At 72.0% G+C, this 21,712-nt stretch carries 21 protein-coding genes; 15 read left to right on the forward strand and 6 right to left on the reverse strand.

Annotated elements, in window-relative coordinates; translation table 11 throughout:
• The first annotated feature begins 9 nt into the window (after positions 1 to 9).
• Positions 10 to 969, forward strand: a complete 960-nt coding sequence (locus ABFX51_RS36515) for an electron transfer flavoprotein subunit alpha/FixB family protein (protein WP_091515416.1) — start codon at positions 10 to 12, stop codon at positions 967 to 969.
• A 13-nt stretch (positions 970 to 982) separates the two neighbouring features.
• Here the strand turns inward: ABFX51_RS36515 and ABFX51_RS36520 are convergent, their stop codons facing one another.
• Entirely contained in the window at positions 983 to 1,504 is a 522-nt protein-coding gene (locus ABFX51_RS36520) for a winged helix-turn-helix transcriptional regulator (protein ID WP_091515419.1), read from the reverse strand.
• 45 nt (positions 1,505 to 1,549) lie between these two features.
• Between ABFX51_RS36520 and ABFX51_RS36525 the strand changes: the two genes are divergently transcribed.
• Positions 1,550 to 2,704 carry an MFS transporter gene (locus ABFX51_RS36525; protein ID WP_091515422.1) on the forward strand — a complete coding sequence of 385 codons (1,155 nt, stop codon included), beginning with the start codon at positions 1,550 to 1,552 and terminating at the stop codon, positions 2,702 to 2,704.
• 9 nt (positions 2,705 to 2,713) lie between these two features.
• Entirely contained in the window at positions 2,714 to 3,481 is a 768-nt protein-coding gene (locus tag ABFX51_RS36530; protein WP_245783389.1) for a class I SAM-dependent methyltransferase, read from the forward strand.
• On the opposite strand, the gene ABFX51_RS36535 is transcribed toward ABFX51_RS36530, so the two are convergent.
• A complete protein-coding gene (locus ABFX51_RS36535; protein WP_346056526.1) occupies positions 3,459 to 4,607 on the reverse strand; it encodes a mechanosensitive ion channel family protein in 1,149 nt (382 codons plus the stop codon). The two genes, ABFX51_RS36530 and ABFX51_RS36535, sit on opposite strands and share 23 nt — an antisense overlap.
• 168 nt (positions 4,608 to 4,775) lie before the next feature.
• Between ABFX51_RS36535 and ABFX51_RS36540 the strand changes: the two genes are divergently transcribed.
• The 8 genes from ABFX51_RS36540 (at position 4,776) to ABFX51_RS36575 (ending at position 13,615) form a co-directional block, all read left to right on the forward strand.
• Positions 4,776 to 5,546, forward strand: coding sequence for a GNAT family N-acetyltransferase (locus tag ABFX51_RS36540; RefSeq protein WP_091515427.1), 771 nt, complete (start codon positions 4,776 to 4,778; stop codon positions 5,544 to 5,546).
• Positions 5,543 to 6,394: a lysophospholipid acyltransferase family protein gene (locus ABFX51_RS36545; protein WP_091515429.1), complete on the forward strand. Its 852-nt coding sequence runs from the start codon at positions 5,543 to 5,545 to the stop codon at positions 6,392 to 6,394. The genes ABFX51_RS36540 and ABFX51_RS36545 overlap by 4 nt, the downstream gene beginning before the upstream one ends.
• A gap of 47 nt (positions 6,395 to 6,441) precedes the next feature.
• On the forward strand, positions 6,442 to 7,797 hold the full coding sequence (locus ABFX51_RS36550) for an MFS transporter (protein WP_091515431.1): 1,356 nt from the start codon (positions 6,442 to 6,444) through the stop codon (positions 7,795 to 7,797).
• Between the two features lie 26 nt (positions 7,798 to 7,823).
• Positions 7,824 to 9,026 (forward strand): cysteine desulfurase family protein, encoded by a 1,203-nt coding sequence (locus ABFX51_RS36555; protein WP_091515435.1) that lies wholly within the window; start codon positions 7,824 to 7,826, stop codon positions 9,024 to 9,026.
• On the forward strand, positions 9,026 to 10,117 hold the full coding sequence (gene mnmA / locus ABFX51_RS36560) for a tRNA 2-thiouridine(34) synthase MnmA (RefSeq protein WP_091515438.1): 1,092 nt from the start codon (positions 9,026 to 9,028) through the stop codon (positions 10,115 to 10,117). Before ABFX51_RS36555 ends, mnmA begins: the two co-directional genes overlap by 1 nt.
• A gap of 94 nt (positions 10,118 to 10,211) precedes the next feature.
• Positions 10,212 to 10,595 (forward strand): STAS domain-containing protein, encoded by a 384-nt coding sequence (locus tag ABFX51_RS36565; RefSeq protein WP_346056527.1) that lies wholly within the window; start codon positions 10,212 to 10,214, stop codon positions 10,593 to 10,595.
• A gap of 42 nt (positions 10,596 to 10,637) precedes the next feature.
• A complete protein-coding gene (locus ABFX51_RS36570) occupies positions 10,638 to 11,654 on the forward strand; it encodes a chemotaxis protein CheB (protein WP_346056528.1) in 1,017 nt (338 codons plus the stop codon).
• A 44-nt stretch (positions 11,655 to 11,698) separates the two neighbouring features.
• Positions 11,699 to 13,615: a CheR family methyltransferase gene (locus ABFX51_RS36575; protein WP_091515445.1), complete on the forward strand. Its 1,917-nt coding sequence runs from the start codon at positions 11,699 to 11,701 to the stop codon at positions 13,613 to 13,615.
• Here the strand turns inward: ABFX51_RS36575 and ABFX51_RS36580 are convergent.
• The 4 genes from ABFX51_RS36580 to ABFX51_RS36595 all read right to left on the reverse strand — a co-directional run bounded on the left by ABFX51_RS36580 (position 13,539) and on the right by ABFX51_RS36595 (position 16,708).
• Positions 13,539 to 14,327 (reverse strand): ATP-binding protein, encoded by a 789-nt coding sequence (locus ABFX51_RS36580; protein WP_091515448.1) that lies wholly within the window; start codon positions 14,325 to 14,327, stop codon positions 13,539 to 13,541. The genes ABFX51_RS36575 and ABFX51_RS36580 overlap by 77 nt on opposite strands.
• A gap of 98 nt (positions 14,328 to 14,425) precedes the next feature.
• Entirely contained in the window at positions 14,426 to 14,869 is a 444-nt protein-coding gene (locus ABFX51_RS36585) for a GNAT family N-acetyltransferase (protein WP_245783390.1), read from the reverse strand.
• A 209-nt stretch (positions 14,870 to 15,078) separates the two neighbouring features.
• Complete coding sequence (locus ABFX51_RS36590; RefSeq protein ID WP_346056529.1) at positions 15,079 to 16,119, reverse strand: MBL fold metallo-hydrolase; 1,041 nt, start codon at positions 16,117 to 16,119, stop codon at positions 15,079 to 15,081.
• Positions 16,120 to 16,177: 58 nt separating this feature from the next.
• Complete coding sequence (locus ABFX51_RS36595) at positions 16,178 to 16,708, reverse strand: LURP-one-related/scramblase family protein (RefSeq protein WP_091515456.1); 531 nt, start codon at positions 16,706 to 16,708, stop codon at positions 16,178 to 16,180.
• A gap of 158 nt (positions 16,709 to 16,866) precedes the next feature.
• Here ABFX51_RS36595 and ABFX51_RS36600 point away from each other — a divergent pair, with 158 nt between their 5' ends.
• From ABFX51_RS36600 to ABFX51_RS36615, 4 genes are all read left to right on the forward strand, one after another.
• Complete coding sequence (locus ABFX51_RS36600) at positions 16,867 to 17,892, forward strand: uroporphyrinogen decarboxylase/cobalamine-independent methonine synthase family protein (protein WP_091515457.1); 1,026 nt, start codon at positions 16,867 to 16,869, stop codon at positions 17,890 to 17,892.
• Positions 17,893 to 17,894: 2 nt separating this feature from the next.
• Positions 17,895 to 18,569 carry a hypothetical protein gene (locus tag ABFX51_RS36605; protein WP_091515460.1) on the forward strand — a complete coding sequence of 225 codons (675 nt, stop codon included), beginning with the start codon at positions 17,895 to 17,897 and terminating at the stop codon, positions 18,567 to 18,569.
• A 36-nt stretch (positions 18,570 to 18,605) separates the two neighbouring features.
• Positions 18,606 to 20,720 carry an NAD-dependent DNA ligase LigA gene (gene ligA, locus ABFX51_RS36610; protein ID WP_346056530.1) on the forward strand — a complete coding sequence of 705 codons (2,115 nt, stop codon included), beginning with the start codon at positions 18,606 to 18,608 and terminating at the stop codon, positions 20,718 to 20,720.
• 244 nt (positions 20,721 to 20,964) lie between these two features.
• On the forward strand, positions 20,965 to 21,459 hold the full coding sequence (locus tag ABFX51_RS36615; RefSeq protein WP_346056534.1) for a GNAT family N-acetyltransferase: 495 nt from the start codon (positions 20,965 to 20,967) through the stop codon (positions 21,457 to 21,459).
• Positions 21,460 to 21,712: the final 253 nt, after the last annotated feature.

The following is a 21,712-nucleotide window of genomic DNA, read 5'->3' on the forward strand; positions in this document are numbered from 1 at the left end:
GAACGAACAATGGCTGAGGTTCTGGTTCTCGTCGACCACTTGGGCGGCGAACTGAAGAAGCTGACCTTCGAGCTGCTGACCGCCGCGCGCGAGCTGGGCGAGCCGTCGGCCGTCGTCGTGGGCGCCCCCGGCACCGCGGGCAAGTTCAAGGAGCAGCTGGCGCGTTACGGCGCGGCGAAGGTGTACGTCGCCGAGTCCGACGACGCCGACAAGTACCTGGTGACCCCGAAGGTCGACGTGCTGGCCAAGCTGGCCGAGCAGGTCTCCCCGGCCGCGGTGCTCGCCGCGGCGACCGGTGAGGGCAAGGAGGTGACCGGCCGGCTCGCGGTACGCCTGGGCAGCGCGCTGCTCTACGACGTGGTCGCCGTCAACTCCGACGGCACCGTCGAGCAGTCCATCTTCGGTGGCGCCTACACCGTGAAGTCGAAGGCGGGCAAGGGTTTCCCGGTCATCTCGGTCCGCCCCGGCGCGGTCGAGGCCAGCGAGGCCGAGGGTGCGGCGGCCGAGGAGTCCGTCGAGGTCCCCGCGACCGACGCGGCGAAGGCCGCGAAGATCACCGGCGTGGAGCCGGTGGTCGGTGGCGACCGGCCGGAGCTGACCGAGGCGTCGATCGTCGTCTCGGGTGGTCGCGGTGTCGGTTCCGCCGAGAAGTTCGAGGTCGTGGAGAAGCTGGCCGACTCGCTCGGCGCGGCCGTCGGCGCGTCGCGCGCCGCGGTCGACTCCGGCTACTACCCGGCGCAGTTCCAGGTCGGCCAGACCGGTAAGACGGTTTCGCCGCAGCTGTACGTCGCGCTGGGCATCTCCGGTGCGATCCAGCACCGCGCCGGTATGCAGACCTCGAAGACGATCGTCGCGGTCAACAAGGACCCGGAGGCGCCGATCTTCGAGATCGCCGACTTCGGTGTCGTGGGCGACCTGTTCAACGTCGCCCCGCAGCTGACCGAAGAGGTCGCGAAGCGCAAGGGCTGAGCCTCGCGCTCGCTCAGGGGCCATCGCCGTTCCCACGGCGGTGGCCCCTTTCCTTGCGCACGGTCGTCGTGTCCGGGTCCACCGGTTCGCCGCGCGAGTCCGTGGGGCGCAGCTCGGGCAGCTGGTGACCGCGGTGGTCCACGAGAACCGAGTGGTCCTCGCCTTCGGTGAACGCGTGCCGCTCACCCCACTGCCGCAGGGCCACGACGACGGTGAAGAGGTCGCGCCCGGCCGCGGTCAGTGTGTAGACCTGCCGTTTCCCGGATGGCGCCGTCTCGCGGTGGAGGATGCCGCGCTCGGTCAGGCGGCGCAGCCGGTCGGTGAGGATGTTGCGCGCGATGCCGGTGCGCTGCTGGAAGTCGGTGAAGGCACGCGCGCCGTCCATGGCGTCGCGGACGATGAGCAGGCTCCACCGGTCGCCGACGAGGTCCACGGTCCGGGCCACCGGGCACGTCGGGTCGGTCCAGGTCACGTCCTCGGTGCGGATGTCCGGCTGTGCCACCACGCCTCCAGAAGAGTTGCTGATTGAAACCATTCTGCCGTACGGTACGAATAGTTGCAATTTGCTACTGATCGGAGGATGGGCATGACCCGTGGCCGCACCGTGCTGTTCGCCTTCGTCTGCGCGGTCGCCGTCGCGACGCTCTACGCGGCACAGCCCGTGCTCGCGCAGGTCGGGGGAGACCTGGGCGTGCCGGACGCGGGGCTGGGCTGGATCGTCACCGCCGGGCAGCTCGGTTACCTGGTGGGACTGGCCTTCCTCGTCCCGCTGGGTGACCTGACCGACCGGCGCCGGCTCATCGCCGTCCACCTCGTGCTGGCCGGGGCCGGTGCGACGCTGGCCGCGGTCGCCGGCCGCCCGTGGCTGCTGCTGGCCGGGCTCGCCCTCGCCGGCCTGTTCGCGGTCGTCGTCCAGACGACGGTCGCCTACGCCGCCGCGTTGTCCACGCCCGAGGCACGTGGACGCACCCTCGGCACGGTGACTTCCGGCGTCGTGGCCGGCATCCTCGGTGGACGCGTGCTCGCAGGTGGTCTCGCCGCGGTCTGGGGCTGGCGCAGCGTCTACGGCGCGCTCGCCGTGCTGCTGCTCGTGCTGGCGTACCTCGTCATGCGGCTCCTGCCGCCCGACCCCCGCACCGACCGGACCACCTACCGGCAGGTGCTGACGTCGCTCGGGCGGCTGTTCCGGGAACGCCTGTTCGTCTCGCGCGGGCTGATCGCGTTCTTCCTGTTCGCCTCGTTCGGCACGCTGTGGAGTGGGCTGGCGCTGCCGCTCGGCTCGGCCCCGTGGCACCTGAACACCGCGCAGATCGGCTTGTTCGGGATCGCGGGCCTCGCCGGGGCGCTGGGTGCCGCCCGGGCCGGACGGTGGGCCGATGCGGGATTCGTCCGTGTCGTCACGGGCGGGGCGCTCGTGCTGCTCGCCGCCTCGTGGGCGGCCACGGGTCAGGCCTCGTGGTCGCTGTGGCTGGTCGGCGCCGGGGTGGTCGTGCTCGACTTCGCCGTGCAGGCGGTGCACGTGAGCAACCAGCACCTGCTCGTCACCGCGTACCCGTGCCGCACCAGCAGCGTCATCGGCGGCTACATGATCTTCTACTCGCTCGGCTCGGCTCTCGGAGCGACCGCCACGACCACGGCGTTCTCCCTCGCGGGGTGGACCGGGTCCAGCGCGCTCGGCGGCGCCTTCGCCCTTTGCGCGCTTCTGGTCTGGGCCGTTTCCGGCCGAACCGCCTAGGGTTTTCCCGTGGACGGCTGGTGGGGCGGCGATGCCTACGAGCGGTACATGGGCCGCTGGAGTGCGCGGGTCGCGGAGGTGTTCCTGAAGCGCCTCTCCGTGCCCCGCCGCGCCCGGTGGCTGGACGTGGGGTGCGGGACCGGCGCGTTGACCGGTGCCGTCCTCCGTTACCGCGAGCCCGGGCTGGTGCTGGCCGTCGATCCGTCGGAGAGGTTCCTCAGCACCGCGCGGACCCGCTCCGGCCGCGCGGGGTTCGCGGTCGCGGACGCACGGGCGCTCCCGGTGCCGGACCACGCCTTCGACGCCGTGGTGAGCGGGCTGGCGCTCAACTTCGTCCCCGAGCCCGCGCGCGCCGTCGCCGAGTTCGCGCGGGCCGCGCGGCCCGGTGGTGTCGTCGCCGCGTACGTGTGGGACTACGGCGGAGGAATGGCGATGCTGCGCGCGTTCTGGGACGCCGCGGCGGAGCTGGACCCGGCCGCCGCCGAACTGGACGAGGGCCGCCGCTTCCCGTTGTGCCGCCCCGGACCGCTCATGCGCTTGTGGGCCGACGTCGGCCCCGTTTCCGTCGCACCGCTCGAGATCACCACGCGGTTCGCGGACTTCGACGACTACTGGACGCCGTTCCTGGGCGGCCAGGGACCCGCCCCGGGGTACGTCGTGGCGTTGCCGCGGGACCGCCGGGAGCGGCTGCGGAACCTGCTGCGCGAACGCCTGCCCTCGGGGCCGTTCTCCCTGCCCGCGCGGGCCTGGGCGGTCACGGCGCTTCCGGTCCGTTGAACGTGTGCACCCGCTCCCGCCCGTCCGGGCTGTCGCCGAACAGGCGGGCGTCGTCGCCCGGGGCCTCTTCCGGTTGGTGCGACGCGGGAATCGTCGGGACGCGTTCGGCGCGCAGGCGCGGCACCGCGTACGGGTGCTTGCCCCGGACCCACTGCACCAGCTGCTCACGCACGAGGCAGCGCAGGTCGAACAACGTCGGCGCGTCCACGGCACTCACCAGCGCCCGCACGCGCACCAGCGTGTTCGTCGCGTCCGTCACCTGCAGCACCGACACGCGGCCGTCCCACAGGTCCGTCGACTCCAGCACCCGGCGCAGCTCCTCGCGCATCTCCTCGACCGGCATGGTCCAGTCGACGTCCAGCTCCACCGTGCCGAGCAGTGCCGCGTCCCGGCGCGTCCAGTTCTCGAACGGCTGCGACATGAACTGCGCGGTCGGGATCACCAGCCGCCGGTCGTCCCACAGGTGCACCACCAGGTAGGTCAGCGTGATGTCCTCCACGCGGCCCCACTCGTTCTCCACGATCACCACGTCGTCGAGCCGGATCGCGTCGCTGAACGCGATCTGCAGCCCGGCGAACACGTTGCCCAGCAACGACTGCGCCGCCAGCGCGGCGATCGCGCCGATGACACCCGCCGACGCGAGCAGGCTCGTGCCCGCCGTGCGCAACCCGGGGAACGTCATGAGCATCGCGCCCAGCGCGAGCACCGCGACGGCCGCGACGATCACCCGTCGCACCAGCCGGATCTGCGTCCGCATGCGCCGCGCGTGCCGGTTGTCGCGCACGTCCACGTCCCAGCGGGACAGCATCGTCTGCTCGACCGCCGTCAGCACCCCGGCGAGCAGCCACGCGCCGGTGCCGATGAGCGCGAGGGTCAGCACGTGGGACGTCGCGTCCCGCCAGCTTCCCACTGGCAAGGCGACGAGCACCGTGATGCGCAGGACCACCATCGCGCCGAACCAGCGCAACGGCCGGTGGACGTGCACGGCGAGCTCGCCCAGCAGCGTGGCCCGTCTCCCGAGCCGCCGGAGGACGCGCCGCAACACGTACTCACAGGCCAGGAACACGCCGAACACCACCGCTGCCGTGCCCAAGGCCACCACGATCCGCAACCAGCTGCCGGACATCCCTCTCACTTCCCGGTCGGCTCCACACTCCCCTGAGGCCGTACCCCCTTCCGGGTGGGGCCATGTCGTCGAATCGATCACGTCGCCGTCAACGGTTCACGAAACGTGCACGAGGTGGTCACCCGGAGCACCTCCTGGTGGTTCCCCGCCCGCCGGTACACCTGAGGCATGACGCGGTCACAGCTACTCGTCAGCACCGACGCGCAGCAGGGCGGGGCGCCCCGCTACTCGCTGCTCGTCGCCTCCGACAGCGAAGAAGTCGTTGCGGCACAACGACTTCGCCATGACGTCTTCGCCGGCGAGATGGGTGCGGAACTGCACTCGCCGGTGCCGGGGCTCGACGTCGACCGGTTCGACGAATACTGCGACCACCTCGTCGTGCGTGACGACGACTCGGGCGAGATCGTCGGCACCTACCGGATGCTGCCGCCCGAGCGCGCGGTCGCGGCGGGCGGGCTGTACTCCGACACCGAGTTCGACCTCGCCCGGCTCGCCCCGCTCCGGCGTTCGCTCGTCGAGACCGGGCGGTCGTGCGTGCACCCCGACCACCGCAGCGGCGCCGTCGTGAGCCTGGTGTGGGCGGGCATCGGCCGTTACATGCTGCTGGCCGGGCACCGCTACCTCGCGGGCTGCGCGTCCGTGCCGCTCGCCGACGGCGGGAGTTTCGCGGCCGGGGTGTGGGACACCATCCAGGCCAGGCACTACGCCTCCGACGACCTCCGGGTTTCGCCGCTGCGGCCGTGGGAGAGCGACGGCATCGCGCGCCCGCCGCGCTCGGTGCTGCCGCCGCTGCTCAAGGGCTACACGCGGCTGGGCGCGAAGGTCTGCGGCCCGCCCGCGCACGACCCGGACTTCGGTGTCGCGGACTTCTTCACGCTGCTCGACCTGCACGAAGTGGACGCACGGTACCTGAAGTTCTTCCTGGGAGCCGGGGCGTGAGCCACGCGTGGATGCCGGTCTCGCCGTGTGGTGAGGGCTGCCTGACGCCGGGCGCGCCGACCGTGGCGCGTCCCCGGCAGCTGCTGCGCATCGGCGCCGCGTGCGCCGTGGTGCTGACGGCGCTCGCCGCCAGCCCGCTGCTCGCACTGCGGCGCGTGCGGGAACCGTTGGCGCGCTTGATCTTCCGCTCGGTGCTGCGGGCGTTCGGCGTGCGGTTGCTGGTGCACGGCGGCGAGGAGTTCCGCCGCGCCGCGCCCGGTCGCGGCGCGCTGGTGGTGAACAACCACATCTCCTGGCTGGACATCGTCGCGGTGAACGCGGTGCGGCCGATGCGCGCGCTGGCCAAGCGGGAGGTCGGCGAGTGGCCCGTGCTGGGCGGGCTCGTCGCGCGCGGCGGCAGCATTTTCCTCGACCGCGAAAGGCTTTCCACGCTTCCCGGCACGGTCGGCGAACTGGCCGCCGCTCTGCGGGGCGGCTCGCTCGTGAACGTGACGCCCGAGGGCACGACGTGGTGCGGCCTGGCCTCCGGCCGCTTCGCGCCGGCGTCGTTCCAGGCGGCGATCGACGGCGGTGTGCCGGTGCGGCCGATCGCCTTGCGCTACCGCCTCGCCGACGGCCGCGAAACCACGCAACCGGCGTTCATCGGGCCGGAGTCGCTGGTCGACTCGCTCCGGCGCGTCGCGCGGCTGCGCGGGCTGGTGCTGGAAGTGTTCGTGTGCGAGGAGATCGCGCCGGGCAAGGCCGCCGACCGCCGGGAACTGGCGGCGCTGGCGGAATCCGCGGTGCACTCCGCGCTCGGCACGGTCCACGCGCCCCGCCGCAGGCTGCCGGTTCCGGTCGCCGCCTGAGGAAACGCGATTGACCTCCACCGCGGTGGAGGTTGCAGTATCGAGCGGTGATCGTCGCCGACCGGGGGCGCGGGGTGCTGTGGACCCCGGCGCACCGGACCACCACCGTCGCGAGCCTGCTCGTCGTCACGTTGATCGCCTTCGAGAACATGGGCGTCGCGACGGCCATGCCGACGCTCGTGCCCGCGCTGGGCGGGCAGTCCCTCTATTCCTGGCCCTTCACGGCATTCCTCGTCGCGAGCGTCGTCGCGACGGTGCTCGCCGGGCGGTGGTGCGACCGCCGTGGCCCCGCGCTGGCGCTCGTCGCCGGGCCCGCGATCTTCGTAGCCGGGCTCGTGCTGTGCGGGACCGCGACGGACATGGCGCTGTTGCTCGCGGGCAGGGTGTTGCAGGGACTGGGTTCCGGCGCCGTGCTCGTCGCCATCTCGCTGCTGATCGCACTGGTCTACACCGATCGCGAGCGGCCGGTGATGTACGCGGCGAACGCGGCCGCGTGGATCCTGCCCGCCGTGGTCGGGCCGTCCGTGGCGGGGCTCGTCACCGAACGGTTCGGCTGGCGCTGGGTGTTCCTCGGGCTGGTGCCGCTCGCGGTGCTGGGGTTGCTCCTGCTGGTGCCGGTCGCCCGCCGCCTCGGCCCGCCCGAACCCGGCGAACAGCAACGGCGGGCCGGTGTTCCCGCCGCGATCGCGGCCGCGGTCGGCGTGGCCGCGCTGACGTGGGCGGCGCAACACCCGTCGTTCCTCGCGCTCGGCTACGGCGCGGCCGGTGCCGTCGCGCTCGGTTTCGCCCTGCGCTCGCTGTTGCCGCCCGGCACGGTGACGGCGCGCCCCGGACTGCCCACCGTCGTCGCCGCGCGTGCGCTCCTCGGCGGCGCCTTCGCCGGGATGGAGGCGTACCTGCCGCTGACGATGAGCACCGTGCACGGCTACTCGCCCGCGCTCGCGGGACTGCCGCTGACCGTCAGCGCGCTCGGCTGGTCCGCCGCCTCGGCACTGCAGGGCCGCCACCCGGACTGGTCGCGGGAGTCCGCGCTGCGGGCGGGTTTCGGCCTGGTGACCGTGGCACTGGTGCTGTTCGCGTTCGTCTCGCAGGCCTGGTTCCCCGGTTGGGTCGCGTTCGCCGCGTGCGTGGTCGGCGGGGCGGGGATGGGCACCGCCTACCCCGCGATGACGTTGCTGCTGTTCCGCTTCTCCCCGGTCGCCGAGCGCGGGTACCACACCTCCGCGCTGCAGCTGGCGGACTGGGTGGGCTCGGCGCTCACCGTGGGGCTCGGCGGCGTCCTGCTGGGACTGCTGGCCTCGGCGCGGCAGCCCTCGGGCGCGGTCGTGGTGCTGGCCACAGTGCTCGCCGCGTTGGCGCTGCTCGGCGTGGTCATCACGCGGCGGTGGCCCACGCAGGGGTGAACGGCACGGTCTACCCTGGGAGGGCGATGACTTATCTCGACCACGCGGCGACAACCCCCATGTTGCCCGAAGCCGTAGCGGCGATGAGCGAGGCGCTGTCCACCGTGGGCAACGCCTCCTCACTGCACTCCTCCGGGCGGCGGGCGCGGCGCACGGTCGAGGAGGCCCGCGAGACGATCGCGGAGGCCATGGGCGCCCGGCCGTCCGAGGTGATCTTCACCGGCGGCGGCACGGAAAGCGACAACTTGGCCGTGAAGGGCATCTTCTGGGCGAGGAAGGCCGCCGATCCCGCCCGCCGGCGTGTGATCACCAGCGTGGTCGAGCACCACGCCGTGCTGGACGCCGTGCAGTGGCTGGAGGAGCACGCCGGCGCCGAGGTGACCTGGCTGGAGGTCGACGAGTACGGCCGCGTGCTGCCGGAGACGCTGCGCAAGGCCGTCGAGCAGGACCCGGCCGACGTGGCGCTGGTCAGTGTCATGTGGGCGAACAACGAGGTCGGGACCATCAACCCGCTGCCCGAGCTCGCCGTGATCTGCGCCGAGCACGGCATCCCGCTGCACAGCGACGCCGTGCAGGCGGTGGGCGGCGTGCCGATCGACTTCGCCGCGAGCGGCGTCAGCGCGCTCACGCTCACCGGGCACAAGGTCGGCGGTCCCTACGGCGTCGGTGCGCTGCTGCTGGCGAGGGACACCGAGTGCGTGCCACTGCTGCACGGCGGCGGGCAGGAGCGTGACGTGCGCTCCGGCACGCTGGACGTGCCCGCGATCCACGCGTTCGCCACCGCCGTGCGGGTGACCGTCGCCGAGCAGGCCGAGCGGTCGGCGGAGATCGCGCGGCTGCGGGACGCGCTGATCGACGTCATCCGCCGCGAGGTGCCCGACGCCGTGCTCAACGGCGCGCCGCCCGGCGAGGGCCGCCTGCCGGGCAACGCGCACTTCACGTTCTCCGGCTGCGCGGGCGACAGCCTGCTGATGCTGCTGGACGCCAAGGGCATCGAGTGCTCGACGGGCTCGGCCTGCACGGCCGGGGTCGCCCAGCCCAGCCACGTGCTGCTCGCGATGGGTGCCGACCCGACGGACGCGCGGTGCTCGCTGCGGTTCTCGCTCGGGCACACCTCGACGCAGGAGGACGTGGACGCGGTGGCGCGCGAGATCGCCGCGGTCGTCGCACGGGCCCGGCAGGCGGGCCTGACCGGCATGCGCAAGCACGCGAGCAAGCAGGAGGTGTGATGCGGGTACTGGCCGCGATGAGCGGGGGAGTGGACTCGGCGGTCGCCGCCGCCCGCGCCGTCGACGCCGGGCACGACGTCGTCGGCGTGCACCTGGCGTTGTCGGCGAAGCCCGGCACGCTGCGCACCGGCGCGCGTGGCTGCTGCACGCTGGAGGACTCGAACGACGCGCGCCGGGCCGCCGACATCCTCGGCATCCCGTTCTACGTCTGGGATTTCGCGGAGCGGTTCACCGAAGAGGTGATCGACAGCTTCGTCGGCGAGTACGCGGCGGGCCGCACGCCGAACCCGTGCGTGACGTGCAACGAGAAGATCAAGTTCGAGGCGTTGCTGGAGAAGGCGGTCGCGCTCGGCTTCGACGCCGTCGCGACCGGGCACTACGCGCGGCTGTCCCTTGTGGACGGTGTGCCGGAGCTGCGCCGCAGCGCCGACGAGGGCAAGGACCAGTCGTACGTGCTCGCGTCGCTGACCCCCGAGCAGCTGCGGCACTCGCTGTTCCCGCTCGGCGACTCGCGCAAGTCCGACGTGCGGGACGAGGCCGAGCGCCGCGGGCTCGCCGTCGCGCGCAAGCCGGACAGCCACGACATCTGCTTCATCCCCGACGGCGACACGAAGAAGTTCCTGGAGCGCAGGCTGGGCGAGCGCCCCGGCGACCTGGTGGACGCCGAGACCGGTGCGGTGCTGGGCAGGCACACCGGCGTGCACGGCTTCACCATCGGCCAGCGCAAGGGCCTTGGTCTCGACCACCCCGCCGCCGACGGCAAGCCGCGGTACGTGCTCGCGCTCGAACCCGTGTCCGGCACGGTGAAGGTGGGGCCCGCCGAGCGGCTCGCGGTCCGGCGGATCTTCGCGGACCGGCCGATCTGGCCGGGCGAGCGCCCGCTGGACGGGCCGACGGAGTGCGTCATCCAGGTGCGGGCGCACGGCGGCACCGCGGACGCGGTCGCCGAGGTCGTCGGCGGCGAGGTGCGGATCGAACTGCGTGAGCCCCTCCGCGGGGTCGCGCCGGGGCAGGTCGTCGTGCTCTACCGGCCCGACGCCCGCGGTGATCTCGTGCTCGGCAGCGCGAAGATCGCGCGTACCGGGGATTGACCTTCCGGGTAGGGGGTACTCGCCTGCGGAGGGCGTAGGCTGGGTGGCCTAGTGTGATGGCAGACACAACCGTCCGAGCGCGGGGAGCGAGCGCGTGTCCGAGCACCCGATGGTCCGGCCCGTCGGTTCGACCGCCGACGAGGTGATCGAATTCCGCACCCGTGAGGAACGGGACGCGGTGGTGGTGGAGGTCCTGGGCGAGGTCGACCTGCTGACAGCACCACACCTGACCGCCGCCGTGGCGGATGAGCTGGACGGCCGGGCACCGGTCGTGGTGGCCGACCTCTCGCGCGTGGACTTCTTCGGCGCCGCGGGGCTGGAAGCGCTGTCCCCGTTGCGGGCGCGTGCCGAACGCGCCGGGGTCGCACTGCGGCTGCTCGCGAGCCCGGCGGTCCGCCGCCTGCTCGTCCTCACCCACACGGAGCAGGAACTGCCCGTGCACGACGACCTGGCCACCGCGATCGCGCGGCCGGGGTAGCGGAGGCAGATTCACGTGAGCGAGCAGGTCAGGGACCTTGTCGTGGTAGGAGCTTCGGCCGGTGGTGTCGAGGCGCTGCGGGACCTGGTGGCCGGCCTGCCGGAGGACTTCGCGGGCGCGATGCTCGTGGTGCTCCACCTGCCGCCGGGAGGGGCGAGCTCCCTGCCCGCGATCCTCGACCGGGCGTGCCGGCTGCCCGCCGAAAGCGCGCGCCACGGGGGGAAACTGCGGCCCGGGCACATCTACACCGCGCCGCCGGACCACCACCTCCTCGTGGACGACGGCCGCATGATGTTGTCGCGGGGGCCGACGGAGAACGGGCACCGGCCCGCGATCGACGCGACCCTGCGGTCGGCGGCGCAGGCCCGCGGCGCCGGCGTGATCGGCGTGATCCTGTCCGGCTCGCTCGACGACGGCACCAGCGGGCTTTCGGTCGTGAAGGCGCGGGGCGGCCTCGCCGTCGTGCAGGACCCCAAGGAAGCCATCTACCCGGGGATGCCGGCGAGCGCGCTGATGCGCGTGGACGTGGACCTCGTGCTGCCCGCCGCGCAGATGGGTGCCGAGCTGGCCCGGCGGGTGCGCGAATCCGTCGAAGGGGGCGATGTCCCCCCGCTCTCGCTCCTCGACGAGGTGGAGGCGAGGGCCAGCAGGGCCGAGGACCTGGCGGTGACCAGCCGTCCGGAGGTGAGAGACGTGACGAGGCCTTCCGAGTTCGCGTGCCCGGACTGCCAGGGCGTGTTGTTCGCGCTGGACGAGAACGGCACGCGGTTCCGCTGCCGGGTCGGCCACGCGTGGACCGCGCAGGCGTTGTTCCAGCAGCAGTCGCAGGAGATCGAGCAGGCGCTGTGGGCGGCGCTGCGGGCGCTGGAGGAGAAGCGCGACCTGGCCCGCCGGATGGGCCGGGACGCCGAAGAGCACGGTTTTCCGTTGGTGGCCAACCGTTATCGACGGCACAGCGAGGAGACGACGCGGGCCGTCGAGGTGCTGCGCGAGTTCCTCGTGGAGGGGCTGACCGGGCTGGAGGACCCCGGTGACGAGGTGCCGGGGGAACCGGCGTGAGGTGAACTCGTGCGCACCGGACCGGGACGGGTAGTGTCCGCGCTGTGAGCGAGCAGACCGGCCCCGAATACGATCAGGGGTTCGAGGAGATCCTCGAATACCTGAAAGAGACTCGTGGGTTCGATTTCACCGGTTACAAGCGCAGCAGCCTCATGCGGCGGGTGTCGCGGCGGATGGCGCAGGTCGGGATCGAGAACTACGTCGACTACCTCGACCACCTTCAGGCCAACAGCGACGAGTTCGCCGCGCTGTTCAACACGATCCTGATCAACGTCACCGGTTTCTTCCGCGACCCGGACGCCTGGGACTACCTGCAGGCCGACGTGGTGCCGATGCTGCTGGCCGAGCGCAGCCCCGACGACTCGGTGCGGATCTGGAGCGCGGGCTGCTCCTCCGGCGAGGAGGCCTACAGTCTGGCCATCGTGCTGGCTGAGGCGATGGGCGTGGAGCAGTTCCGGCAGCGCGTGAAGATCTACGCGACCGACGTCGACGAGGAAGCGCTTGCCCAGGCGCGCCAGGCGACGTACGGCGAGAAGGAGATCGAGGCGCTGCCCGAGGCGTACGTGCAGAAGTACTTCGAGCGCGTGGGCGGCCGCTACATCTTCCACAAGGACCTGCGCCGGTCGGTGATCTTCGGTCGCAACGATCTGGTGCAGGACGCCCCGATCTCCCGGATCGACCTGCTCGTCTGCCGCAACACCCTGATGTACTTCACCGCCGAAACCCGGGCGAACATCCTGCGCAAACTGCACTTCGCGTTGCTGCCACGCGGGGTGCTGTTCATGGGCAAGGCCGAGATGCTGCTGTCCCACAGTCGCCTGTTCGACCCGCTCGACCTCAAGCACCGCGTGTTCCGCAAGGTCGCGACCACGCAGGTTGGCGCCTCGGCGTTCGGTGCCTCGTTCACCCACGAGCCCCGCTCGACACTCGGTGCGGTCGACGAACTGCGGTCCCTCGCCTTCTCGTCGAGTCCGGTGGCGCAGATCGTGGTCAACAGCGATGACCTGGTCGCGCTGGCGAACCAGCAGGCGCACCAGCTGTTCGGCTTGTCGGACCGGGACCTCGGCAGGCCGCTGCGGGACCTGGAGCTGTCCTACCGGCCGGTGGAACTGCGCGGCTACATCGAGCAGGCACGGGCGGAGCGGCGGGCCGTGCGGGTCAAGGACGTCGAGTGGCAGCGGGGACCCGGTGAGGTCGTCGCGCTGGAGCTGCACGTGAGCCCGCTGATCTCACTCGGTGACGAGGTCATCGGCGTATCCGTCGTGTTCCACGACGTGACCACGAGCCACCGCCTCCTGACCGAGCTGGCGAGCGCGAACCGGGCGCGGGAAAACGCTTACGAGGAGCTGCAGTCGACGACAGAGGAGCTGGAGACGACCAACGAGGAACTCCAGTCGACCGTCGAGGAACTGGAGACCACCAACGAGGAACTGCAGTCCACCAACGAGGAACTGGAGACCACCAACGAGGAACTGCAGTCCACCAACGACGAACTGCAGACCATCAACAACGCCCTGCGCGATCGCACCAGCGAGCTGGACGACGTCAACGAGTTCCTCGAATCGATCCTGACGTCGCTGCGTGCCGGCGTCGTGGTCGTCGACCACCAGATGCGCGTGGTCGCGTGGAACGCCGGCGCCGAGGACCTGTGGGGACTGCGGCACGACGAGGCCGAGGGGGAGCACCTGCTGAACCTCGACATCGGGCTGCCGGTGGCGGAGCTGCGGCCGGTCGTGCGCCCCGCGCTCGCGGACCCGGCCTACGCCGAGGAGGTCGTGCTGTCGGCCGTGAACCGGCGGGGCCGTGCGATCACCGTGCGGATCGCGTGCGGAGCGCTGCGGAACCGGCGCGGCGATTCGACCGGGGCGATCCTGGTCATGGAGACTACGGACGGGACGGAGCCTGCCACGCGGGGAACTTCTCGAACCAGCGAGGACCGGTCGTCAGGACGGCCCAAGTGACCTTGCCGCCGCGGAGGTCCGGGGCGCAGCCCCAGACCTTCGCGAGGTCGGCGATGATCTGCAGGCCGTAGCCCACCGGCTGCCCCTGGTTGCCCTGCCGCAGCACGGCCTCGGCCGGGCTGCCGTCACGCACCGCGATCGTCAGCATGCCGCGGCGCAGCTCCAGCCTGAGCTCCAACTCGGTGCCCGCGTGCTCGATCGCGTTCTCCACCAGTTCCGAGGCGATGCACAGGGCGTCGGAGGTCCAGGCATCCAGCTGCCAGTCGCGGCAGGTCTCGCGGACGAAGGCGCGGGCGGCGGCCGAGCACATCAGCACGGGCGGGTACACGGCGCGGCGGCGCTTGCGAGCGGGCCCCTTCTCCGCCGCGCCGACCGCTTCGACCGTCGTGGCGTAGACGGGCACGAACTTGCTGACGGCACTGCCGGTGATCGACCGGCGCTTGGCGGGGTCGGTGGCGACGAGGAAGACCGGCACGTCGGGCCAGTGGTTCACCCGCAGCCAGACGGAGGAGAACACGCTCAGCAGGGGCTCACTGCGGATCTGGAGGTCGTCCACCTGCGCCACCACGGCCCGTGGTTCTTCGAGGGCGAGTTTCAGCAGGGAGTCACGGATGTGACCGTAGGTGTGCGTGTCGAGCACACCGTCGAGGTTCGCGACGAGACACCCGTCCAGTTCTTCGTGCGCGACCTGGATTCGGTCGGCTTCGTTCATGGGGTCACTCCCCGGCTGGAGTCGGATGCCGTTGTAGGTACCCACATCTTTGCGGGTTCATGCGCTGCGGGAAGGGTCTTTGTACCCGGTGCAACGGTTCACAGCGCGAGCTTGAACCCCAGGTGGCTCTGTTCGAAGCCGAGCCGCAGGTAGAAGCGGTGCGCGTCGGTCCGCGCCGCGTCCGACGTCAGCTGCACCAGTGCGCAGTTGCGTCGCCTCGCTTCGTCGATCGCCCACTTCACGAGCACCCCGCCGAGCCCCCGGCTCCGCCGGTCGGCCCGGATCCGGACGGCTTCGACGATCGCGCGCGTGGCGCCCCGGCGGGACAGTCCAGGAACGAACGTCACTTGCAGCGAGCCCACGACGTCCCCGGCCTCCTCCGCGACGGCGAGGAACTGGTTCGGGTCGGCGTCGATGCGGGCGAACGCGTCCCGGTAGGGCGCGAGATCCGCGGGCGTCTCCCGTCCCCGGCCGAGGTCGTCGTCGGCCAGCATCGCGACGATCGCCTCGATGTCCCCGGCGGTCGCCCGCCTGATGTCGATCTCCTCCACGGGCGAAGTATGGCAGGGCCGGCCGTGGCGTCCAGCGGAACTCGGGCGGCGGGGTCCGGGTGAGCCGGGACAGCTCGTTGTCCCAGGGCGGCGGTGGATCGCTTCCGGCGCCGCGAGGAAAGCGCTTCCAGACCACTCACGCACCGGCGAGAGACGCGCGCAGCGCGTCGTCACCCCGCTCCGCCGCTTCGCCCAGCCGCCTACGGCGCCGTGTAGTGCCGCACTCCGTCCACTTCGGACACCGAGATCTTCCCCTGGTGCGCCAGCAGGTCCAGGTGCGCCTTGGTCTCCGTGACCGCCAGCATCTGGTTGAACGGGTCGAGCTCGGCCAGCTTGCGCTGCCGCCGCGTCCAGCCCAGCTTCAGCGCGGCCTCGTACGCCGTGGTCGCGCCCTCGGAAAGCGCTTCCGCCGTCCGCGCCAGCCGGTCCTCGTGGTGGGCCAGCAGCTCGTCGATCCGCGCGTGCACGCTCGGGGACACCGGGCCGTGCGCCGGCAGCATCCGCCGGTCCGGCAGCCCGCGCACGAGGCGCAGCGAGTCGAGGAAGTCGCGCAGCGGCAGCTCCACCGCCCCCGGGTGGAACCCGATCGACGGGGTGATGTGCGGCAGCACGTGGTCACCGGTGAACATCAGCCCGGCGGCCCCGTCGTCGAACACCACGTGCCCGGCGGTGTGGCCGGGCGTGTGCACGACGTCCAGCGCGCGCCCGCGCAGCACCGTGCGGCGGCCCTCCGCGAGCCACTCGTCGGGCATCTCCCAGATGTCCGCGTCCGCCCGCGGCGCGTTGCCGAAGAGCTTCCGCAGTTCCTCGACCACGGGATCCGCGCCCGCCTGCCGCAGCTGCTCCAGCTGCGTGCCGACGGGGAAGCGGTCGGGGTTCGCGGTGATCTCCAGTGCGGTCCGCTCGTGCTCGCCCAGCGCGATCCGGTTGCCGAACTCGCGCCGCAGCACCACGGCCTGCGTGTAGTGGTCGCGGTGCACGTGCGTGACGAGGAACTGCCCGACGTCGCCGAGTTCGGCGCCGATGGCCTTCAGCGCGACCTGCAGCTGGTCCCTGGCCTCCGCCAGCGCCCAGCCCGAGTCGATCATCGCCAGCTCGGTGCCGTCGATGATGGCGTAGACGTTGACCGCGCGCAGGCCGTCGTTCGGCAGGGGCAGCGGGATCCGGTACACGCCCGGCGCCACGGTGTAGACGCCCGGCTCGGTCCACGCCCGTGCCGCGTCGTCGGCGACTGGTTCCACCCGACCACTTTGGGGCGATCGAGGGCGAATTGTCCACACAAGCGTGTTGAGACAACGATCACGTGTTGAGTGCGGTGTCCACGGTCAGCGCCGCCGCGACGACGAGGCTCGCCAGCGGGTCGGACAGGTGGCCGGGCACCTCGACGACGTAGTTGTCCGCCGCGAGGCCACCCCTGGCGACCTCGGCGCCGGTGGCGTCGCTGATCGTGAACCGCCGCGTCTGCCCCGGCTCGGCGCGCAACCGCCCCAGCGGGGCACCGTTGGCCGCCAACGTGAAACCGTCGCTCTCCGGCAGGATTTCCCCGATCGGGGAACCGTCGGCCCGGGTGACGAGAAATCGCGTTCTCGCGTGCCGCAGCACTTTCAGCACCACACTCCCGCCGGAGTCGCGAACGTGGTACTGACCGTCGCCCGAGAACCAGCGCAGCACTTTGCGGAAGACCGTGCGCCCCACCTCGACCACGGCGCCCAGCGGCCGCCCTTCCTGGTCGAACACGCCGGACCCGGCCGGGGTCGCGTTCTGGTGCACCACCAGCACGGGTTCGGTGAACAGCGTGCCGCCGCCCGCCCGCCGCGAATGGCTCGTCATGCACCCGAAGGGTAGCTCCGGAAATGGGTGCGCGGGAGCGGCCCGGCGAATTGCGGAGGAATGTCGGGATTATCGGCGTGCGGTTTTCCCGGGACCTGCCTTTTCGTCCCCGGGCTCCCCGGCGTGGCGCACCCGCCCGGCGCGGCACAATGGCACCCGTGAGCGAACGTGCCTGGCCCGCCGGTGCCGCGACCGGTATCGGATCCCTGCCGGGGACCGACGCGGGCGAAGCCGCCGCGGTCGTCTTCGGTGAGCTGCCCGAGTTCCCGCACCTGCCCGAGCTGCCCGCCCGCGGGGTCGGTGCCGACCTGATCGGCCGCACCGCCGGCCTGCTGGTGGACCTCGCGGTGGAGGAGGTGCCCAGCGGCTACCGCGTCGCCGCCCATCCCGGGCGCGATCACCGGCGCGCGGTGGACCTGCTGCGCTGGGACCTCGACGCCGTGCAGGAGGCCGCGTCCGGGGCGAAGGTGATCAAGACGCAGCTCGCCGGGCCCTGGACGCTGGCGGCGGGCATCGAGCTGCCGCGGGGGCACCGCGTGCTGACCGACCGCGGCGCGGTCCGCGAGTTCACCGAGTCGGCGCTCGAAGGGCTCGCCGCGCACGTCGCCGAGCTGAAGTCCCGCACCGGCGCGGAGGTCGTGGTCCAGTTCGACGAACCGTCGCTGCCCGACGTCCTCGCCGGAGCCCTGTCCACTCCTTCGGGTTACGGCACCGTCCCGGCCGTCGCGGAGCCCGAAGCGCGCGAGCTGCTGTCCACCGCGATCGAGCGCGCGGAGAAGATCACCGGGCAGCCCGTCGTCGTGCACTGCTGCGCGACGCGGCCGCCCGTGGGCCTGCTGCGGGAGGCGGGCGCGGGCGCGCTCGCGCTCGACGCGACGCGGCTCGACGGCTCGCCCGCGAAGCTGCTCGACGAACTCGGCGAGGCGTGGGACGGCGGGGTGCACCTGTTCCTCGGCCTGGTGCCGGCGCTCGACCCCGGCAAGCCCGTGACGCTGAAGGAGGTCGCCGAGCCGGCGCTGCGGCTCACGAGCAGGCTCGGGTTCAACCGCTCGATCCTCGCCGAACGCGCCGTGCCGACGCCGACGTGCGGGTTCGCGGGTGCGACCCCCGCGTGGCTGCGCCGTGCCCTGTCGCTCACCCGGGACCTGGGCAAGGCGTTCGTGGAGCCCCCGGAAGGCTGGTAGACATGCGCTGGTTCCGCCGCCCGCGCCGGGAGGACGAGGTCCACGACCCGCGCACGCCCTGGCCGCGGCAGGAGGTGCCCGAGGACCCGGAAGCCGCCGCGGCCGCGTTCTGGGAGCGCTGGTTCGAGCTGCTGCCGGAGATCAACGCGGCGCTCGGCGACCGCGAACCGCAGCGGGTCGAGAACGAGCTCGCCTCGGCCGTCGCCGGGGTGCACCCGGACCTGCACTTCTCACTCGAACGAGGGCAGCGGGCGATCTACGCGCTTGTGGTCAGCGGGCAGGAGGACCCCGCGCTGCGGCCCTACACCGACGCGTGGCGCCGGGCCGCGCCGGAGGAGGACGCCATCTGGGAGTACCACGATTCGGTGCCCCCGGTGCCGGACCCGACGGACGTGACGGTCAACCTCGGCGCGCACCGGATCCGCCTCGGCGATTTCCGCGTCGCCGCAACGGTTTCCGACGGGCTGGTGGACGTCGAGGTCTACCACCCGCGGCTGGCGGAGCTGGACGAGGCGTCCCGGTCGGCCCTCACGTTCCTCCCACTGGACGCCACGCTGGGCGAGCGGCTGGCGGGGGAACGGCTACGGAGAGTGGAGGCGGCGGAGGCCGAACCCGGGGAGTCGATGTCCCTGCTGGAGCTCCGTGACCTGGTCCGGGGGCTCGGCGGGGCGAACTGAGAATTTTGTCGGTGCCCCCGGCTACTCTTACCGGCTGTGAGTGAAGTTCCCGCAGTCCAGGAAGAGACCGACGTGCCCGCCGAGGTGCGCGAGCGGTACGGCGCGCTCGCGGACGAGGTCCGCGGTCACCAGTTCCGGTACTACGTGCTGGACTCGCCCACGATCTCCGACGGCCAGTTCGACGAGCTGCTGCGGCAGCTGCAGGAGATGGAGGAGCAGTACCCGGGCCTGGTCACGCCCGAGTCCCCGACGCAGAACGTGGGCGGCACGTTCTCCACGGAGTTCGCGGCGTACGACCACCTCGAGCGCATGCTCAGCCTGGACAACGTCTTCGACCGCGACGAGCTGGTCGCCTGGATGGAGCGCGTCGAGCGCGAGGTCGGCGGCTCGACGCAGTACCTGGCGGAGCTGAAGATCGACGGCCTCGCCATCAACCTGCTGTACGAGCGGGGGAAGCTCACGCGCGCGCTCACCCGCGGCGACGGGCGGACGGGTGAGGACGTCACGCTGAACGTGCGCACGCTGGAGCAGGTGCCGGACCGGCTCACCGGCACCGACGAGTTCCCGGTGCCCGAGCTGATCGAGGTGCGCGGCGAGGTCTTCTTCCGGGTGGAGGACTTCCTGGACCTGAACGCGAAGCTCGTCGAGGCGGGCAAGCCGCCGTTCGCGAACCCGCGCAACACGGCGGCGGGTTCGTTGCGGCAGAAGGACCCGCGGGTCACGCGCAGCCGCAACCTGCGGCTGATCTGCCACGGGCTGGGCAGGCGCGAGGGCTTCGAGCCGCAGCGGCAGTCCGAGGCGTACGAAGCGTTGCGGGCGTGGGGGCTGCCCGTGTCGTCCTACACGAAGGTGTTCGACACGACGAAGCAGGTGCTCGACCACGTCGCGTACTGGGGCGAGCACCGGCACGACGCCGAGCACGAGATCGACGGCATCGTGATCAAGGTCGACCAGGTGGCGCTGCAGCGGAGGCTGGGCACCACGTCGCGGGCGCCGCGCTGGGCGATCGCGTACAAGTACCCGCCGGAAGAGGCGATCACGAAGCTGCTGGACATCCAGGTGAACGTGGGCCGCACCGGCCGCGTGACGCCGTTCGCGGTGATGGAGCCGGTGAAGGTCGCGGGGTCCACGGTGGCGATGGCGACGCTGCACAACGCCGAGGAGGTCAAGCGCAAGGGCGTGCTCATCGGCGACCGCGTGGTGATCCGCAAGGCCGGGGACGTGATCCCGGAGGTGCTCGGCCCGGTCGCCGACGCGCGAACGGGTGACGAGCGCGAGTTCGTCATGCCCACCCGGTGCCCGGAGTGCGGCACGACCCTGGCACACCAGAAGGAGGGCGACGTCGACATCCGCTGCCCGAACGCGCGGTCCTGCCCCGCGCAGCTGCGGGAGCGGCTGTTCCACCTCGCCGGGCGCGGGGCGTTCGACATCGAGGTGCTGGGCTACGAGGCGGCGACGGCGCTGCTCGAGTCCGGTGTGGTCGTCGACGAGGGCGACATCTTCGACCTCGACGAGGAGAAGCTGGAGCGCGTGGAGCTGTTCCGCACCAAGGCGGGCGGGCTGTCGGCGAACGCGCGGAAGCTGCTGGCCAACCTGGACACGGCGAAGGACCGTCCACTGTGGAAGGTGCTGGTGGCGCTGTCGATCCGGCACGTGGGTCCGACGGCGGCGCAGGCGCTGGCGCGGGAGTTCGGCTCGCTGGAGGCGATCGAGGGGGCGACGGAGGAGCAGCTCGCGGACGTCGACGGCGTGGGCCCGACCATCGCGGCGGCGGTGACGGAGTGGTTCACGGTCGACTGGCACCGCGAGGTCGTGGCGAAGTGGCGCCGGGCCGGGGTGCGCATGGCGGAGGAGCGGGACGAGTCGATCCCGCGCAACCTCGAAGGGCTGTCGATCGTGGTGACCGGCTCGCTGACGCGCTATTCGCGGGACGAGGCGAAGGAAGCGATCATGGCGCGCGGCGGCAAGGCGGCGGGCTCGGTGTCGAAGAAGACGGCGTTCGTCGTGGTGGGGGACGCGCCGGGGTCGAAGTACGACAAGGCGGTGCAGCTGAAGGTCCCGGTGCTGGACGAGGACGGTTTCGACGTCCTGCTGACGCGCGGCCCCGACGCGGCGGCGGAGGTGGCCCTCCCCGCGGGCGAGGAGGAGTGACGAGCGGAGGTGCGGACGTCGGCCGCGTGACGGTGCGGGCGGCTGCGGGCTGCGTGATGGCGGGGGTTCGAGTGTCTGGAGGAGCGGGTGTTGGGCCGCGTGACGAGGGGGATGGAGCGGTTGTGGGCCGCGTGATGGCGGGGGTTCGAGTGTTCGGAGGAGCGGGTATCGGCCGCGTGACGAGGGGGATGGAGCGGTTGTGGGCCGCGTGATGGCGGGGGTTCGAGTGTTCGGAGGAGCGGGTATCGGCCGCGTGACGGTGCGGGCGGCGCGCCCGGAGGAGTACGCCGAGGTAGGCGCCCTGACGCTGGCGGCCTACGAGGCGGACGGCCTGCTGGTAGCGGACCCGGACTACGCGCACGAACTCGCCGACGCCGCCTCCCGCGCGTCACACGCGGACCTGCTGGTAGCGGTGACGGAGGCCGGTGAGCTGCTGGGCACGGTCACGGTAGTCACGCCAGGCACCCCACTGGCCGAGATCTCCCGCGAAGGCGAAGTGGAGTTCCGCATGCTGGCGACGGCGCCGCACGCCCGCGGCCGCGGCGTCGGCGAAGCCCTCACCCGCGCCGTCCTGGCCCGCGCTCGTGAACTGGGCGCGCGGCGGGTGGTGATGAGCAGTCTGGACAGCATGAAGTCGGCACACCGCCTGTACGAGCGGCTGGGCTTCAAACGCCTCCCCGAGCGGGACTGGGAACCGGTGGCAGGCTTCTGGCTCCGCGCGTACTCGGTCGATCTCTGATCCCTCCGGGGGAGGGTGTGGCGGTCGAGGATGGGTTTCGTCGTGGTCTCTTGCGTCGGGTAGGTCGATTCGCCTGTTGCACGGCTCGCGCTCGCCGCCGCGGCATTCTTTTGGCCGTCGCACCTGTCCCGCGGGAGGCTTTGGCTTCGCGCGTACTCGGTTGATCTCTGATCTCTCCGGGGGAGGGTGTGGCGGTCGAGGATGGGTTTCGTCGTGGTGCCTTGCGTCGGGCGGGGTCAGGTCGCCCGCACGG

The organism is Amycolatopsis dongchuanensis, from assembly GCF_039542405.1.
GTDB lineage: Bacteria > Actinomycetota > Actinomycetes > Mycobacteriales > Pseudonocardiaceae > Amycolatopsis_E > Amycolatopsis_E sacchari.